Source organism: Scopulibacillus cellulosilyticus (assembly GCF_042665295.1).
In the GTDB taxonomy this organism is placed as follows: Bacteria; Bacillota; Bacilli; order Bacillales; family Sporolactobacillaceae; genus Scopulibacillus_A; species Scopulibacillus_A cellulosilyticus.
Genome location: NZ_JBHTCO010000005.1, coordinates 119,784 through 135,966, shown reverse-complemented (window position 1 = coordinate 135,966; position 16,183 = coordinate 119,784). Strand labels below are relative to the sequence as shown.

General features: G+C 40.4%; 11 protein-coding genes. 5 read left to right on the top strand and 6 right to left on the bottom strand.

Annotated features, from left to right (window positions below; all coding sequences use genetic code 11):
• Positions 1-102: 102 nt before the first annotated feature.
• A complete protein-coding gene (locus ACFQRG_RS07230) occupies positions 103-876 on the top strand; it encodes an IclR family transcriptional regulator (RefSeq protein ID WP_380965187.1) in 774 nt (257 codons plus the stop codon).
• A gap of 26 nt (positions 877-902) precedes the next feature.
• Here ACFQRG_RS07230 and ACFQRG_RS07225 read toward each other — a convergent pair whose 3' ends face one another.
• Positions 903-2,117, bottom strand: a complete 1,215-nt coding sequence (locus tag ACFQRG_RS07225; protein WP_380965186.1) for an acyl-CoA dehydrogenase family protein — start codon at positions 2,115-2,117, stop codon at positions 903-905.
• A gap of 12 nt (positions 2,118-2,129) precedes the next feature.
• A complete protein-coding gene (locus ACFQRG_RS07220) occupies positions 2,130-3,317 on the bottom strand; it encodes a CaiB/BaiF CoA transferase family protein (protein WP_380965185.1) in 1,188 nt (395 codons plus the stop codon).
• 343 nt (positions 3,318-3,660) lie between these two features.
• Here ACFQRG_RS07220 and uptA point away from each other — a divergent pair, with 343 nt between their 5' ends.
• Both uptA and ACFQRG_RS07210 read left to right on the top strand, forming a co-directional pair.
• A complete protein-coding gene (gene uptA / locus ACFQRG_RS07215; protein WP_380965184.1) occupies positions 3,661-4,257 on the top strand; it encodes an undecaprenyl phosphate transporter UptA in 597 nt (198 codons plus the stop codon).
• Positions 4,258-4,443: 186 nt separating this feature from the next.
• Complete coding sequence (locus ACFQRG_RS07210; protein WP_380965183.1) at positions 4,444-5,814, top strand: dipeptidase; 1,371 nt, start codon at positions 4,444-4,446, stop codon at positions 5,812-5,814.
• Between the two features lie 156 nt (positions 5,815-5,970).
• Here ACFQRG_RS07210 and ACFQRG_RS07205 read toward each other — a convergent pair whose 3' ends face one another.
• Complete coding sequence (locus tag ACFQRG_RS07205; RefSeq protein WP_380965182.1) at positions 5,971-6,855, bottom strand: LysR family transcriptional regulator; 885 nt, start codon at positions 6,853-6,855, stop codon at positions 5,971-5,973.
• 146 nt (positions 6,856-7,001) lie between these two features.
• On the opposite strand from ACFQRG_RS07205, the gene ACFQRG_RS07200 reads away from it, so the two are divergent.
• A complete protein-coding gene (locus ACFQRG_RS07200) occupies positions 7,002-8,279 on the top strand; it encodes an MFS transporter (protein WP_380965181.1) in 1,278 nt (425 codons plus the stop codon).
• Here ACFQRG_RS07200 and acnA read toward each other — a convergent pair.
• Positions 8,276-11,011 carry an aconitate hydratase AcnA gene (acnA, locus tag ACFQRG_RS07195; RefSeq protein WP_380965180.1) on the bottom strand — a complete coding sequence of 912 codons (2,736 nt, stop codon included), beginning with the start codon at positions 11,009-11,011 and terminating at the stop codon, positions 8,276-8,278. The two genes, ACFQRG_RS07200 and acnA, sit on opposite strands and share 4 nt — an antisense overlap.
• A 96-nt stretch (positions 11,012-11,107) precedes the next feature.
• Positions 11,108-12,514 (bottom strand): L-seryl-tRNA(Sec) selenium transferase, encoded by a 1,407-nt coding sequence (gene selA, locus ACFQRG_RS07190; protein WP_380965179.1) that lies wholly within the window; start codon positions 12,512-12,514, stop codon positions 11,108-11,110.
• Positions 12,515-12,673: 159 nt separating this feature from the next.
• On the opposite strand from selA, the gene selD reads away from it, so the two are divergent.
• On the top strand, positions 12,674-13,720 hold the full coding sequence (gene selD / locus ACFQRG_RS07185; RefSeq protein ID WP_380965178.1) for a selenide, water dikinase SelD: 1,047 nt from the start codon (positions 12,674-12,676) through the stop codon (positions 13,718-13,720).
• A 139-nt stretch (positions 13,721-13,859) separates the two neighbouring features.
• Here selD and ACFQRG_RS07180 read toward each other — a convergent pair whose 3' ends face one another.
• Entirely contained in the window at positions 13,860-15,995 is a 2,136-nt protein-coding gene (locus ACFQRG_RS07180) for a type IA DNA topoisomerase (RefSeq protein ID WP_380965177.1), read from the bottom strand.
• Positions 15,996-16,183 lie beyond the last annotated feature (188 nt).

Sequence of the window (16,183 nt, the reverse complement as noted above, 5' to 3'; positions counted from 1 at the left end):
ATACCGAATGGCTGATATTTTAACTCCTAAGTCCTCACCAGGGTTTACTTGGTGAGGTGTCTTATTCTATATTGAAGCTACTTTCAGAAAGGATTCCTTATCATGAATCAAAGTGTCCTTAAAGCACTTGATATTTTAGATTTATTTATAGGTCAGCATGATCTTTCTCTCAGCGATATTTCAAAAAAATTGGACATGCCAAAACCTACTGCATATCGACTGATCAGCGCTTTGGAGTCACGCGGGGTTCTTTCTAAACAGAAACATTCCGAACACGATATCCGCTATACTCTGGGATTGAAGCTGTTAGAACTGGGGAATATCGTCAGTGAAGAATTAGAAACTAGAAAAATTGCCTATCCTTATATGGAGAGTCTTTGTAAAAAAACTAATGAAGTCGTCCATCTTGTTATCATCGACCAATTCGAAGGTGTTTACATTGAAAAAGTTGAAAGCAATCAGACACTTCGTCTTCATACAAGAGTCGGCAAGCGGTCACCTTTGCATGTCGGCTCCGGCCCCAAATTGCTTTTAGCTTATCAAGACCAAGCTTTTATAGATGCTTATCTGGAAACCTCACATTTTTCCGAAGTGACTGAGCCATTCTCCATGACAACAAAAACTGAGATTAAAAAAGAGCTTGAAGATATTTTACTGAATGGTTATGCTGTCAGCCACGGTGAACAAGATGCTGAAACGATCGGGATATCTTATCCGGTACGGGATCATACGGGTCAAGTTTGTGCGTCACTTGCGGTCAGCGGCCCGACTATACGTTTTTTCGGAGAACGCGGTCAACGGATTCAGGAAGAAACAAAGAAAACGGCGGAAGCTATTTCACAGGCACTAGGGTTTAAAATCAAAGGAGACACTTGAATAGTGTCTCCTTTGATTTTATAGATTTATTTATTTAATTTTTCATATTCTTTGCTGCTGGGCCATTTTGGAAGCATTTTTCTTAAAGGCTTATCTTTGCGATAGCCAAGCGCATATTCTGCCTGCATAATTGTATGAATTTCTCTTGTGCCTTCATAAATAACAGGTGCTTTAGAATTACGCAAATGTCTTTCAACAGGATATTCATTAGAATAACCGTAAGCGCCATGAATTTGCACAGCATCATTAGCGGATTCATTAGCGAAGTTACAAGCTTGCCATTTAGCGAGAGAAGTTTCCCTGGTGTTGCGAACCCCTTCATTTTTTAACTCACCGGCACGGTATACAAGTAAGCGCGCCATTTGCAATTTCGCTTCCATGTTAGCTATCATTTGTTGGACGAGTTGGTGCTTACCGATTTCTTGACCGAATGTTTTCCGTTCATGGCAATAATCGATGCTGGCTTCCAAGCAGGCCATAATGATGCCGCAAGCGCCTGCAGCCACGGTAAACCGTCCGTTATCTAATGCTGACATGGCAATTTTAAAGCCTTCCCCTTCTTCCCCTAATAGATTTTCCTTAGGGACCCTGACATTATCAAAGAAAATTTGACCGGTGTTGCCTGCACGAATGCCAAGTTTTCCCTTAATCGCTTTTGAAGAGAAGCCAGGCATCGTCCGTTCAACAATAAACGCTGAAATACCTTTATGAACCTTTTCTTTATCTGTATATGCAAACACAATAAAATGATCAGCCATATCACAAAGGGAAATCCATGTTTTCTCACCATTTAAGATATAATCGTCGCCATCGCGAACAGCAGTCGTTTGCATTGCTTTAACGTCAGATCCTGCATTCGGCTCTGTTAATCCATAGGCGGCAAGCTTTTCGCCTTTTGCTTGCGGTACTAGATATTTTTGCTTTTGTTGTTCATTGCCCCATTGTAAGAGGGTCATACTATTCAGTCCTGTATGAACAGATACAGCTGTCCGGAAGGCTGTGTCGCCTCTCTCCAGCTCTTCACAGACAATGGCTAATGAATTGTAATCCATGCCGCTGCCGCCGTATTCTTCTGGAATACAAACGCCCATTAAATTCAATTCGGCCAGTCTTTTATAAATATTTTTCTCCACATGATGATTGGCATCCCAATCCCCTATGTACGGCATAATCTCTTTATCAACAAATTGTCTAACCATTTTCCTTAACATTTCTTGTTCTTCAGATAATTTAAAATCCATTCAGATCAACTCCTATATGATTTTTTGATTTTTTAAGATTTCACATTCTTCCTCAGTTATCCCTAATTGTTTTAATATTTCATCTGTATGCTCACCGACCATTGGCGGCGGCAGTTCATATGAAACTTTAGTTCTTGACATTTTCAATGGACTTCCAACCATAGAGATTTTTTCACCGTTTGTATGATCCATCTCGATGACCATCTCGCGCGCTCTGACATGAGGATCTTGAAAGACTTCATCAATCTCTTGGATCGGCGCGCACGGGATGCCTTTTTCCCGGCATAAACGGATCCACTTATCTGTATTTTCCTGTGTCAGCTTTTCAAGGATCAATGCTTCCAGTTCTTCCCGATAAGACATGCGATCGGAATTTTTGATAAACCGCGGATCCTCTTTAAGCTCCGGTGCATTAATACAATCGGCAAACAATTGAAACTGGCGGTCATTGCCAACCGCAACGACCATTTCTCCGTCTTTTGTTTTAAAAGTTTGATACGGAGTAATATTAGGATGATAGTTTCCTAATCTTTTAGGAATTTTTCCAGATACTAAATAATTACTTGCAGTATTCACAAGACCGCTGATGGCTGCATCATATAAGGAAATATCAATGGCCTGCCCCAGACCTGATTTAGCCCTTTCTAATAAAGCGGATTGTACAGCAATGTTTGCGTATAACCCCGTCAGGACATCGGTTATGGCTACTCCGACTTTGGTCGGGCCGGAATCCTCGGAACCCGTGATACTCATAAAGCCGCTCATCGCTTGAATCGCAAAATCATATCCCGCAAGTTTGCTTAAAGGTCCGGTTTCTCCAAATCCGCTGATATGGCAATAGACCAGCTCAGGATGATCCGATTTAAGAGATTCATAGTCAAGACCCCATTTTTCCATTGTTCCCGTTTTAAAGTTGTGTATTAATACATCACTTCCTTTAATTAACCTTCTTAAAATATCTTTGCCCTTTTCAGATTTTAAATTGAGTGTTAAACCTTTTTTATTACGATTTGTACACAAGTAGTAAGCGCTTTCGCCTTTAACATACGGCGGGCCCCACCCTCGTGTATCATCATTGCCGCCAGGCGCTTCAATCTTGATCACTTCGGCTCCCAAATCGCCTAATATCATTGTGCAATAAGGTCCGGCTAACACTCTTGATAAATCTACGACTCGAATACCTGATAATGGGCCATTCAAATGAATCGCCTCCTTTATATCGGCGTTTAAAAATTGAAAATGCCAGAAACCGGCATAATTGCAGTATGCACAGTCACTGGCATCTATGTCTGAGTTATTGATACTGGCAGGTATCACATTCAGATCTTTCAGTGTATCTGGTAAATTCATTATTTTTATAAAATTATAACTCTACGTTTTTCTTGTGTCAATATTATAACTTTTTATTTTTAACATTTCTTTTGTTAGCTTGTCATATTTATAGAATAGACAAGTTCCGTTATAATGGAAATGGTTTATAACAAATGCAAATCCAGTTGTTTAGTTGAAAGCAAAACAATAAATGAAAAGTAGGTAACCTATTATGAAAGAATTGATTATGGAATTATTGAATTATATCATCAGTCTAGGCTATTTCGGCGTCGCCTTAGCCTTGATGATAGAAATTATTCCTAGTGAACTCGTATTAGCCTATGGCGGTTTTATGGTTTCGACCGGTCACCTGAATTTTGTTGGTGCCGTGATTGCCGGAACCATTGGCGGCGCTTTTCAACAACTCTTCCTTTACTGGATCGGTTATTATGGCGGCAGGCCTTTCCTGGAAAGGTACGGAAAATACTTATTAATACATAAAAAACACCTCGAGATATCAGAAATGTGGTTCAGAAAGTATGGTGTTGGCGTGATATTTTTTGCCCGTTTTGTTCCGGTCGTCCGCCAAGCTATCTCCATTCCGGCCGGCATTTCTAAAATGTCGCTTAATAAATTTATGGTTTTTACAATTTTAGCGCTTATCCCTTGGTCGATTCTATTTATTTATATCGGTGAACAGCTTGGCCAAAACTGGGGAAAAATTAAAGAGATCACAGCACCTTATATTGACGTATTTGCCATTGTTATAATCGCTGTGTTTGTCATCTTCCTCATTGTTAAATTCAGGCAGCGAAAATTTAAACCATAAAAAACCGGCCGATTGGCAATCTTTAAACTTATACTTTCTTCAACTTTTAAAAAATACGCCAGACATTAGCGTGCAAACTTTGCTAATGTCTGGTTTTCTATATACAATAAAGTAAGACTTCCATAAGCGGGGTCTTTTTCCCCGCTTATGGTTGCTCCGGGATAAACATGTGAGGAGGCGTTACAAATGAATGAAGATGTCAAAAAATACTTGCAAGAAAATCGTGATGCGCATCTGGAACAAATGAAAGAATTATTATCAATTCCAAGCATCAGCTCTCTTTCTGAACACAAGGAAGATGTTAAAAAGGCAGCTGAATGGCTGGCAATGGCCTTAAAAGAAGCAGGTGTTGAAAACGTTAAGGTGATGGAAACGAAACGGCACCCTGTCGTCTACGGTGATTGGCTTAAAGCAGAAGGAAAGCCTACTGTCTTAATTTACGGCCACTATGATGTACAGCCGGTTGATCCAATCGAACTTTGGGAAACACCGCCGTTTGAACCGGCGATCCGTGATGACAAAATCTATGCCCGCGGTGCAAGTGATGATAAAGGCCAAGTATTTATGCATATTAAAATGATCGAGGCAATTCTAAAAACTAAAGGTGAACTTCCTGTTAATGTAAAATTCTGCATTGAAGGCGAAGAAGAAATCGGCAGCCCTAATCTAGACCCATTTGTGGACGAGCACCATGACTTATTATCTGCCGACGTCTTACTTGTTTCCGATACAAGTATGCTTGAAAAAGGAAAACCGTCTGTTTGTTACGGACTGAGAGGTCTATGCGGCCTGCAAATCGATTTAAAAGGAGCAAAGGGCGACCTTCACTCGGGTATATTCGGCGGCGCTGTCCAAAACTCTATTCATGCCCTCGTTGAGCTGTTAGCAACAATGCATAATGACAAAGGACAAGTTACTGTTGAAGGATTTTATGACAAAGTTCGTCCATTAACCGATGAAGAAATGCAAACTTATGAAGAATTATCGAACGACGAAAAAATGAAAAAACAGCTCGGTGTTAAGGAATTGTTCGGTGAAGAAGGATATTCATCAATTGCTCGTACTTGGGGCAGACCGACATTAGAAATCAATGGCATTTACGGCGGCTTCCAAGGTGAAGGCATTAAAACCGTTATTCCTTCTGAGGCACACGCTAAAATCACTTGCCGTCTCGTTCCAGACCAAGATCCTAAGGAAATCGCCGATGCTATCGTTAAACATATCGATAAACATTTGCCGCCTGGTGTTACTGTTGAAACAACCTTGTTTGACCAAGCCAAGCCGTTTATCACACCATATGACCACCCTGCCATTGAAGCTGCAGGAAAAGCTTTAAAAGAAGCTTATCATGTTGATCCTACATATGCTCGTATGGGCGGATCTGTTCCAATTGTAGAAACGTTCAATACAAAACTCGGCCTGCCGGCTGTACTTATGGGCTTTGGTCTTGATGAGGAAAACTTCCATGCGCCAAACGAGCACTTTCATCTTGAAAACTTTGATAAAGGTTTAATGGCGCTTGTTGACTTCCTATTTGAACTTGAATATGCGGAGTAAAAATTTAAAGCTGTTGACAAATACGTCAGCAGCTTAATTTTTATATCATTTAGTTTAAAGTTTTATTTATTTGTAATGATTAGCTATGTTCTCCTGCGCCCGAAACTATTCTATATAAATGGCCGCTTCTTATTGTAAAGCTGTAAATTGGAAGACTCAAGTAGCAGCTTTGCAATAGTCAATCACAAACTTCTTAAACCCCTCTACAGCTGGTGATATATATTTTGCTTTTCTTGAAGCTAACCCAATTTTCCTTTGACACGTTAAATCATTGATTTCAATCAGTGCCATCCGGTTCGGGTCTATGTCTTTAGTTTTTGGAATCAGAGCAATCCCTAGACCTGCGGCAACCAGTCCGGCTAATGTTGCCACCTCTTCGCCTTCAAATACAATATCCGGATCAAAACCAGCTTTATCAGAAAGCCTGTCAAAAATAGAGCGCAAACTAAATCCTTTTTTCATACAGATAAAATCTTCTCCCTGAAGCTGAAAAAAAGAAACTGATTCTTGATCAGCGTATGGGTGACCTTTGGGTACACATATATAAAGAGACTCTAACAAAAGGTGGTCCCAATTGACGTCCGGATGATGAATCGGCGGTGAAGTTAAGCAAAGATCAACTTCTCCTTTTAATAATTTCTTCAGTAAAATCTCCGGCGCATTTTGAAATAACTGAAAACGTATGTCCGGATACTTTTTGCGATAAACCGCCAATAATTCCGGGATTAATTCATTCCCAAGAGTATGTAAAAATCCAACCGAAATTTCCCCTTTATCCGGCGATATCATATCTTGTACCTCTTGCTTTCCTTCTATAATAACATCCATCGCTTTTTCGACTTTTTCCCGAAACAATTGCCCATAACGATTCAGCTTAATTGAACGGCCCTGTCTGTCAAATAACGGAGCACCTAATTCCACTTCTAATTTAGAAATAGCCCGGCTGAGTGCCGGCTGGGAGACCGATAATTTGTCAGCTGCCTTTGTCATATGTTCCAGGTCAGCCACTGTTCTGAAATACTCTAACTGGTACCATTCCACCCTACATTCCCTCCCTTTAATTAATTTTCACGTCATATATTAATTATAACGTATATGCATTAAAACAATGCAAATAATAAATTGGACTTATGCAAAATATAGGGATACCATAAAAGTGGAAACCCTATATTAGAAGGTGAAGAACATTGACTTATATTGAACGAGGAACAAAGCACTATTGGAAATCCAATCTGGCTTTATTCTTTGGCGGGTTTGTAACTTTTTCGATTCTTTATACAACCCAGCCATTAATGCCGATTTTTTCTAAGCATTTCGGTATTTCACCATCTGTTGCCAGTCTTAGTCTTTCTTTTTCGACAGGCGTATTAGCCATTTTTATGCTGATTGCTGCAGCTATTTCCGATGCTGTAGGAAGAAAACATATCATGATATTTTCAATGGTTGCTTCTTCAATTTTAACGATAATCACAGCTTTCAGTCCTAATTTTACGACCATACTCTTACTAAGAGCGCTGCTTGGGGTCGTTGCGGCCGGTGTCCCGTCGCTTGCCATGACTTATGTTAATGAAGAATATCACCCGAAAAGTCTTGGGCACGTGATGGGACTCTATGTTAGCGGTACTTCAATCGGCGGTATGTACGGACGTATCGTTATTGGCGGTATCACTGATTTCTTTTCTTGGCAAATCGCTTTTTTGTTTATTGGAATAACTAGTCTAATTATTAGCTTTTTGTTTTGGAAATTCCTTCCCGATTCCCGCCATTTTACTGCAAAACGCGTATCTGTAAGTTCTTTCTTGCAATCACTTGGCGGACATCTTAAAAATCCGGGACTAGTTTGTATTTTTGCGATTGCTTTCTTGCTGATGGGCGGTTTTGTCACCATGTTTAACTATATTGGTTATCTTTTATCGGAAAAACCTTATTCATTAAGCCAGTCTGTTATCGGTTCATTATTTATTGTCTATATCATGGGGACATTCAGCTCAACATGGATGGGTCATTTGGCAGATACAAAAGGACGGGCAAAAGTTATTATGATATCTGCCGTTATCATGTTGGCCGGAATTTTACTAACCTTAGTTCCAAGCTTGATTATAAAAATAATCGCCATGGCTGTATTTACATTTGGCTTCTTTGGCTGCCATTCAGTAGCCAGCGGCTGGGTGGGCGATAGAGCTAAGCAGAATAAATCACAAGCTTCATCATTATATTTGCTATTCTATTACGCAGGATCAAGTTTAGTTGGCGCTTTTGGCGGTTACTTCTGGAGCATCTTTGGCTGGAGCGGTATTGTTGGACTAATTAGTGTCCTTATTGCAGCATCGTTTGTACTCACAGTCATCAGTTTCGCTTTAGAAAAAAAAAGAAACTGTAAAAAAAGACTGTTATTATCGTCAAGCACAATAATTTTTCTATTAAAAAAGCTGTCGAGATCAGATCTCGACAGCTTTTTATATTAAGCATTTTCTTGTAATTTTCTTCTAAGCACCATTTGAAGGATACCGCCGTTGCGGTAGTAATCAACTTCAACTTCACTGTCAAAGCGGGCAACGACTTCAAAGTTGGTTGTTTTGCCGTTTTCATCAGTCGCAGTGGCTTTAAGAAGCTGCTGCGGTTTAACATTTTCATCAATATCAACTGTAATCGTTTCTTTGCCGCTTAAACCAAGCTTATCAGCATTTTCCCCTTCTTTGAATTGAAGCGGAAGAACACCCATCATAACAAGGTTGCTGCGGTGAATTCTTTCGTAGCTTTCAGCAATAACTGTCTTAATGCCAAGAAGGTTTGTACCTTTTGCGGCCCAGTCACGGGAACTTCCCATACCGTAATCTTTGCCGGCAAGAACAACAAGACCTGTGCCGTCTTCTTTATACTTCATGCATGCATCATAAATAGGCATTACTTCATCAGTAGGCCAATAAGTCGTATAGCCGCCTTCTGTACCCGGTGCGATTTGGTTGCGGATACGTACGTTTGCAAAAGTACCTCTCATCATGACTTCATGGTTGCCGCGGCGTGAACCGTATGAGTTAAAGTCGGCAGGTTTGACGCCTTTTTCGATAAGGTATTTGCCAGCTGGGCTGTTTTTCGCAATCGCACCTGCTGGTGAAATGTGGTCAGTTGTCACGGAATCACCGAATTTGCCTACGACACGCAAGCCTTTAAGGGGTTCGATTTTTCCTGGTTCAGCTGATAAGTTCTCAAAGAATGGCGGATTTTGAATATATGTTGAGTTTTCATCAAAATCATAAAGCTTGCCTTCGCTCGTATCAATTTCATTCCAGCGTTTATTTTGTTCGAAGACACGTCCATATTCTTTCTTGAACATTTCAGGGCTGACTGACTTAGTCATCACTTCTTCAAGTTCTTCAGGTGTTGGCCAGATATCTTTGAAGTAAACATCATTGCCGTCTTTATCTTTGCCGAATGAATCATTTTGCAAATCAAAGTTGACTGAACCTGCTAATGCATAGGCAACGACTAACGGCGGAGAAGCAAGATAGTTTGCTCTGACTAACGGGTGAATCCGTCCTTCAAAGTTACGGTTGCCAGACAGAACGGCAGCAACAGTCATGTCTCCATCCGTAATGGCTTTCTCAACTTCTTCAGGAAGCGGACCGGAGTTACCGATACATGTTGTACATCCATATCCGACTGTATTAAATCCAAGATCATTTAAATAAGGTGTTAATCCTGCATCTTCCAGGTAATCTGTAACAACTTTAGAACCAGGTGCTAAGCTTGTTTTTACATAACTGGGCACCTTCAAACCTTTTTCAACGGCTTTTTTAGCTACAAGACCGGCGCCGAGCATAACGCTTGGGTTTGAAGTGTTTGTACAGCTTGTAATAGCCGCAATAACAACCGCACCGGTTTTAAGCGCGATTTCTTTGCCGTCAGGATGCTTAACAGTGACTTCTTTTTTAATTTCATCTTCACCTAAGCCGAAGCCGTGGTTACCTGCTTCACTGACAAGCGCTTTGTTAAATTCATCTTTCATTTGAGAAAGAGGAATAAGGTCTTGCGGACGCTTAGGACCTGATAAAGAAGGTTCAACAGTTGAAAGATCAAGTTCAATCACTTTTGTAAATCTAGGATCTTTTGCGTCAGGTATATAGAATAAACCGTTTGCTTTACAGTAGGCTTCGACAAGCTTAATTTGTTCTTCGCTGCGGCCAGTAAGACGCATGTAATTTAAAGTCTCTTCGTCCACAGGGAAGAATGTTGCTGTGGCACCGTTTTCAGGTGACATGTTAGAAATTGTCGCACGGTTGGCAAGAGACATTGTCGCCATACCAGGACCGAAGAATTCAACAAACTTGCCTACAACGCTTTCAGCACGAAGCACTTGAGTCACTTTTAGCGCTAAGTCAGTTGCAGTTGTACCGTCTGGAAGTTCGCCAGTCAGCTTAACACCGATAACTTCAGGAACCGGGAAGTAAGAAGGCTGACCAAGCATGCCGGCTTCAGCTTCAATACCGCCGACGCCCCAGCCAAGAACGCCAAGACCGTTAATCATAGTCGTGTGCGAGTCTGTACCTACTAATGTATCAGGGAATGCGATATATTCACCATTTTCTTCTTCATTCGCGTGAACGACTGAAGCTAAGTATTCTAGGTTAACTTGGTGAACGATGCCTGTTGCAGGCGGAACGGCACGGTAATTTTCGAATGATTTTTGTGCCCATTTTAAGAATTTATAACGTTCAATATTTCTTTCGAATTCTTTCTCCATGTTATACTTTAAAGCTTCATTTGATGCAAAGCGGTCAACTTGAACAGAGTGGTCAACAACAAGATCAACCGGTTTCTCAGGATTAATCTTATCAGAATCGCCGCCCATATCCGCCATAGCTTTTCTTAATGAAGCTAAGTCAACAACAACTGGTACGCCAGTGAAGTCTTGAAGGATAATACGGGAAGGATTAAAAGGAACATCTATCTCTTTATTTAGTCCCTCTGTTCCCCATTTTGCCAGGTTTTCAACGTGTTCTTTTTTAATAACTCTTCCGTCATATTGGCGCAATACAGACTCTAGTAAAACCTTAATAGAATAAGGAAGTCTCTCAATGTCACCAAATTGTTTTAATGCGTCCAACTTATAGTAATGATACGTTTTACCGTTTGCAGAAAACGTATCGCGAGCTTGATAGACATCTTGCTTCGCTTGATCTTTTGTAGAAGTTGGCATCCCATTCACTCCTTTTACGACAGTTTTCACAAAATCGTAGAAAAACTTACATTCCTATAATAAATCAAAATGATACATAAGTAAAATTCAATGAGGTTATGATTCATCATAAGCGGAACTTATCTTACGAATCGCAGCCGCTATATCCTCACATTCCGTATCTGTCACGGTTCGACAATCAATTAGAAAATCGTCTTCATGAATACGGCCGACAATAGGCGGGTCACCTTTTCTTAATTGCCAGGCTAAGGTTTGAGAAGCCAGCTTCTTGTGCTTGATAGCGATTCCGTAACTTTCTAAATCAATATCAGGCATTGTGCCCCCTCCTATCGGAGAGCGAAGCGGCACTAAACGGCATGCAAAACCGTGAATCCTCTGTAATTTTTGCAGAAGCAACAGCGCGCGCCTTTTTACAAGTAAACTTTTCTCCATAATCCGGTTCAATGTCGGATTTTCGGAAACGCCATGGTCACCTGAAAAATATGACTGTATGGCCGCAGAAAGGGCCGCGAGCGTCATTTTATCAACGCGGAATGTTCTCATCAGCTGGTGCTTTTTTAATCGATCTATTAAAACTTTCTTACCTAATATAATTCCGGCCTGCGGACCTCCAAACAGCTTGTCTCCGCTGCACGATATTAAATCCGGTCCTTCCTGTAAAATATTTTCTACGACAGGCTCCCGGCCGATACCGTATTGATTAAAATCAAAAAAAGCGCCGCTGCCAAGATCTTCATAAAAAATAATGCCATGCTTTTCTGCAATCCCTGCCAGGCTTTCTCTGGAAACAGAAGACGTAAAACCTGTGATATTAAAATTGCTGCGATGAACTTTCAAAACCATTGCGGTCTCATCAGTGATCGCTTGTTCGAAATCTTCAATGTGTGTCTTATTTGTTGTCCCTACCTCAACAAGCGCGGCATCACTCTCTTCCATAATCGATGACACACGAAAAGAACCGCCGATTTCAACGAGTTCACCGCGGGAGACAATCACTTCTTTATTTTTAGCAAAGGCCCGCAAAATCAAAAAGACTGCTGCAGCATTGTTATTAACGACTGCGGCTGCTTCAGCCCCTGTCAGTTTTGTGAGCAGCCATTCAATATGATCGTGACGGCTGCCCCGTTCGCCGGTTTCTAAATTAAACTCAAGATTGGTATAGTTTGTTGCAGCTGAATAGACCTGTTTGGCGGCCTGCTCGCTCATTCGCGCCCTTCCCAAATTAGTATGTAAAATGACGCCAGTGCCGTTAATCACCTTCCGTATAGGCGAGTTTATAAGCATCGAGGCTTTCTTTGTGAATCTTTGGCAGACTTCGTTGTATATATCATTTTGGCTGCCTGTTACTGTTTGATTTCGCAGCTGTTGCCTGACCTCATCAACAGCTTCTTGAGCTAACAGCGTTAAATATTTTTCGCCAATTCCTTTTTGACTTAATAATTGGTATTCTTGGCTGTCTTGTATTTTTTTAATAGATGGCAAATGCCGGAGCTGATTTTCCATATAACCCTCTGTTTAACGTTTTTATTAATAATTTGTTATTATTATATTATATCAGGTTATTTAACCTAATAAAGTCTGGTTGGCGAATGAAGCTGGAATCTCTAAGTACATAAAAAAAATCCGGCTCTGACCCAACCTCTAGGACAGGAGGATCAAGTTATGGCTGATCTAAGAAGACTTACCAAAATGTCATCCAAAGGCGGCTGAGGATGCAAATTAGGTCCTGAGGACTTGGCGCAAGTTTTGCGTCAATTACCAAAACAAAAAGAAGATCCAAACCTCCTTGTCGGAACAGATACTTCTGATGACGGCGGGGTTTATAAATTAACTGATGACATTGCTCTTATTCAAACAATCGACTATTTTACACCGGTTGTTGATGATCCATACATGTTTGGCCAAATTGCGGCGGCCAATGCATTAAGCGATGTATATGCTATGGGGGGAACCCCGAAAACGGTATTAAACATCGTCGGTTATCCTATGGAAGTTTTAGGTCCGGACATGCTAAGTGAGATATTAAAGGGTGCAGCTGATAAAGTTGCTGAAGCTGATGCTGTTACTGTCGGCGGTCATTCGATTGATGATCAGGAGCCAAAATTCGGCTTAGCAGTCACCGGTCTCGTCCACCCGGAAAAATATTATCAAAATGTCGGCGCTAAACCCGGCGACTCAATCGTACTCACTAAACCGATCGGGATCGGTATTCAAACGTCTGCTATTAAGCGTGACCGCATGACTGATGAAGCAATACACAAAGTCAGTCAAGTGATGGCCATGCTGAATAAAACGGCAGCAGAATCATTGAAAAAATACCATCCTCATGCTGTGACTGACGTGACCGGATTCGGGCTATTGGGACATGCTTACGAAATGGCGTCAGGAAGCCATGTATCAATGTCTATCAATATAGGCAATGTCCCTGTATTGAATGGGACCGAAGAATTGGCTTTAGACGGTGTTATTCCAGGCGGAAGCAAGAAAAATTTGGCCTGGCTTGACCTGAACACATCATTTGATCAAAACATACCTGATCATCGGAAACTAATTTTAGCTGATGCAGTTACTTCCGGCGGACTGCTTATTAGTTTGCCTAAGCAGGAAGCTGAACAATATGTCATGGATTTGCATGATAAAGGTATAAGTGACGCAGCCATTATCGGTGAAGTCAAAAACAAATCCGAGAAGATAATTGAAGTATTTTAAAAAGGCTGCGAATATCACCTTTGAGTGATATTCACAGCCTTTTCGGCTTTTCCCTTTTGTGGTACCCGGAGCACTTTACGTATAACAACAATTGAAAACCTTATCCAGACAAAAAAGGTTGCAACTATTCATTATACGTTTAGTTTTTGTTCCCGAAATCCATTTCAATCTTGCCATCTTTAAGTTGAAGATAAGCATTAAATGTTTTCCCGCTTTTGCTTTTAAATCCTTTAATAAGATTTGTCTTTTGTGCCGATAGTAATTTCTTTAAATTCGTTTTGCTGATTTTTTTGCCTAAAAATAACTTTGGCAAAGTGAATCGGCAACCATTTTGATAACCGCTGCAGCCATAAAATTTCCCTTTGTCAACGATATAACCTTTTTTACATGACGGACAGGCGCCGATCATCTTTTCATTTTGCGCTTCTTCTATATTGTGCTCGATGGAAATAGATGCTAATTGACTTGGCGTTTGTTCAATTAAATGACAGATAAATTTGTTGATATTTTTTAAAAAGACTTCTTTTGTCTTTTTCCCTTCCCCAATTAATCGTAAAAATTTTTCCCATTGTGCTGTCATTTCGGGCTTAGACAATAGATTCCCTTCAACTGACTGACAAAGGATTTCACCTTTTTTAGTGACTTCGACTTTATTTTTCTTAATGGCGATGTATTCCCTGTTTTTTAGCGTTTCGATGATACTTGCCCGGGTAGCCTCTGTACCAATCCCTTCAATGTCTTTAAGAATCTGCTGCGCGTCCTCATCCTCAATTGCCCTGCCGCACGTTTTCATCATGTTAATAAGCTGGCCTTCGGTATATGGTCTGGGCGGTTTTGTGACATCCTCTTTGATTGCCGGTTTCACAAGGGCAGGTTCACCTTCACGCATAGCAGGCAACTTCGGCTCCTGTTCTTTTTCTTTGTCTTCATGTTCATGTAAGAATAGAGATTTCCAACCCTTGACTTTTTCAATCTTTCCACTGGCTTGGAAGACTATCCCTTTTACATCTGCTTCAACATTCGTTTCTTCATATTGATAGTCAGGCGCAAACATCGCTATTGTATTTAAAAGCACTTCAAAATATATATTTTTTTCTTTAGCATTTAAGCCTGCCAGTGTTTTTTGCGATGGCACTGTTTTCGTTGGAATAATGGCGTAATGTTCCTGGACTTTCGAACTGTCTACATATCGTTTGCGTGCTGCTGGATAAGCGACCTCAAAAGAAACGTTAGCTACAGACTGATAAGCTGACAAATGACCTTTTAAATAAGCAAATTCGCTGTTCGTAATATAGTTGGCGTCCGTTCTGGGATACGTCAATAACTTTTTCTCATACAAACGTTGCACCGTTTGTAAGACGGATGACGGACTATATTTCCATCTTTTATTGGCCTTGGATTGCAGGGTTGAAAGACTGTGGAGCTTAGGAGACTTTGTTTGTTTTAATTCCTTTGTAAGTTTAGTAATATGCCCATTTTCCTGTTCTTGTAAGCCGTGTTTTACTAACAGTGCTTGAACATCCTCTTTTTTTGTAAAACGCTCTTTATATCTGGCTTTAAATACCCCATTCTGAACGTTGACATCAGCATATAGTTCAAAAAACGGCTCCGGCTTAAAATTGTTGATTTCTTGCTGCCGGGTATAAATCATATACAAAGTTGGCGTCTGAACTCTCCCTATACTAAAGGCGGCACTGATGCCTTTTTTCTGTAACAATAATGAATACAGAGGAGAAGCGTTCATGCCGACCAGCCAGTCTGCTATTTGCCGGGATTGGGCTTCTTCATAGATTGATAGATATTGATGGCCCGGTTTCAAATTTTTAAAACCCTTTTGAATCTCGGCAACTTCTAAAGAATTAATCCACAAACGCTTTGTTGGCTTATGTTCAGCCCCCGCATGACGAATAATGCTCCGGGCAATGTTTTCCCCTTCCCGATCCGCGTCTGTTGCAACAATGATTTCATCAGCCTGATTGAGTAAATTTTTAACAATATTAAATTGCTTTTTCTTATCCCTTGGCACATCAAACTTGAAGTGATCCGGAAGAATAGGAAGATTATCTAAACGCCATTTCCCCCATTCCTTTTTATAATCGCCAGGTTTTACAAGTTCAACTAAATGACCGAACCCCCACGTGATAATTGCATGGTCTTGAAAATACCGGTGGTCAGTAACCACTATGTAACCGTCTTTTTTGGCTGTTTTCTGAAAGGCATCGGCATACGCTCTTGCTTGGCTGGGTTTCTCCGCAAGTATTAATACTAATCCCATTTATAAGTCAACCTTTATTTAATATTTTGTAAGAAGTAAGTCTTGTTCGATGTTTTTATTTTTATAAAGTTCATTAATCAATTATAAACCAGTTACTCTTCTTGAACTATTAACTAATTTCCTATTTTATTATTATGATTAAAGGATAATTGGACTGACTAGATAATAATATAAATATACGTTATTAA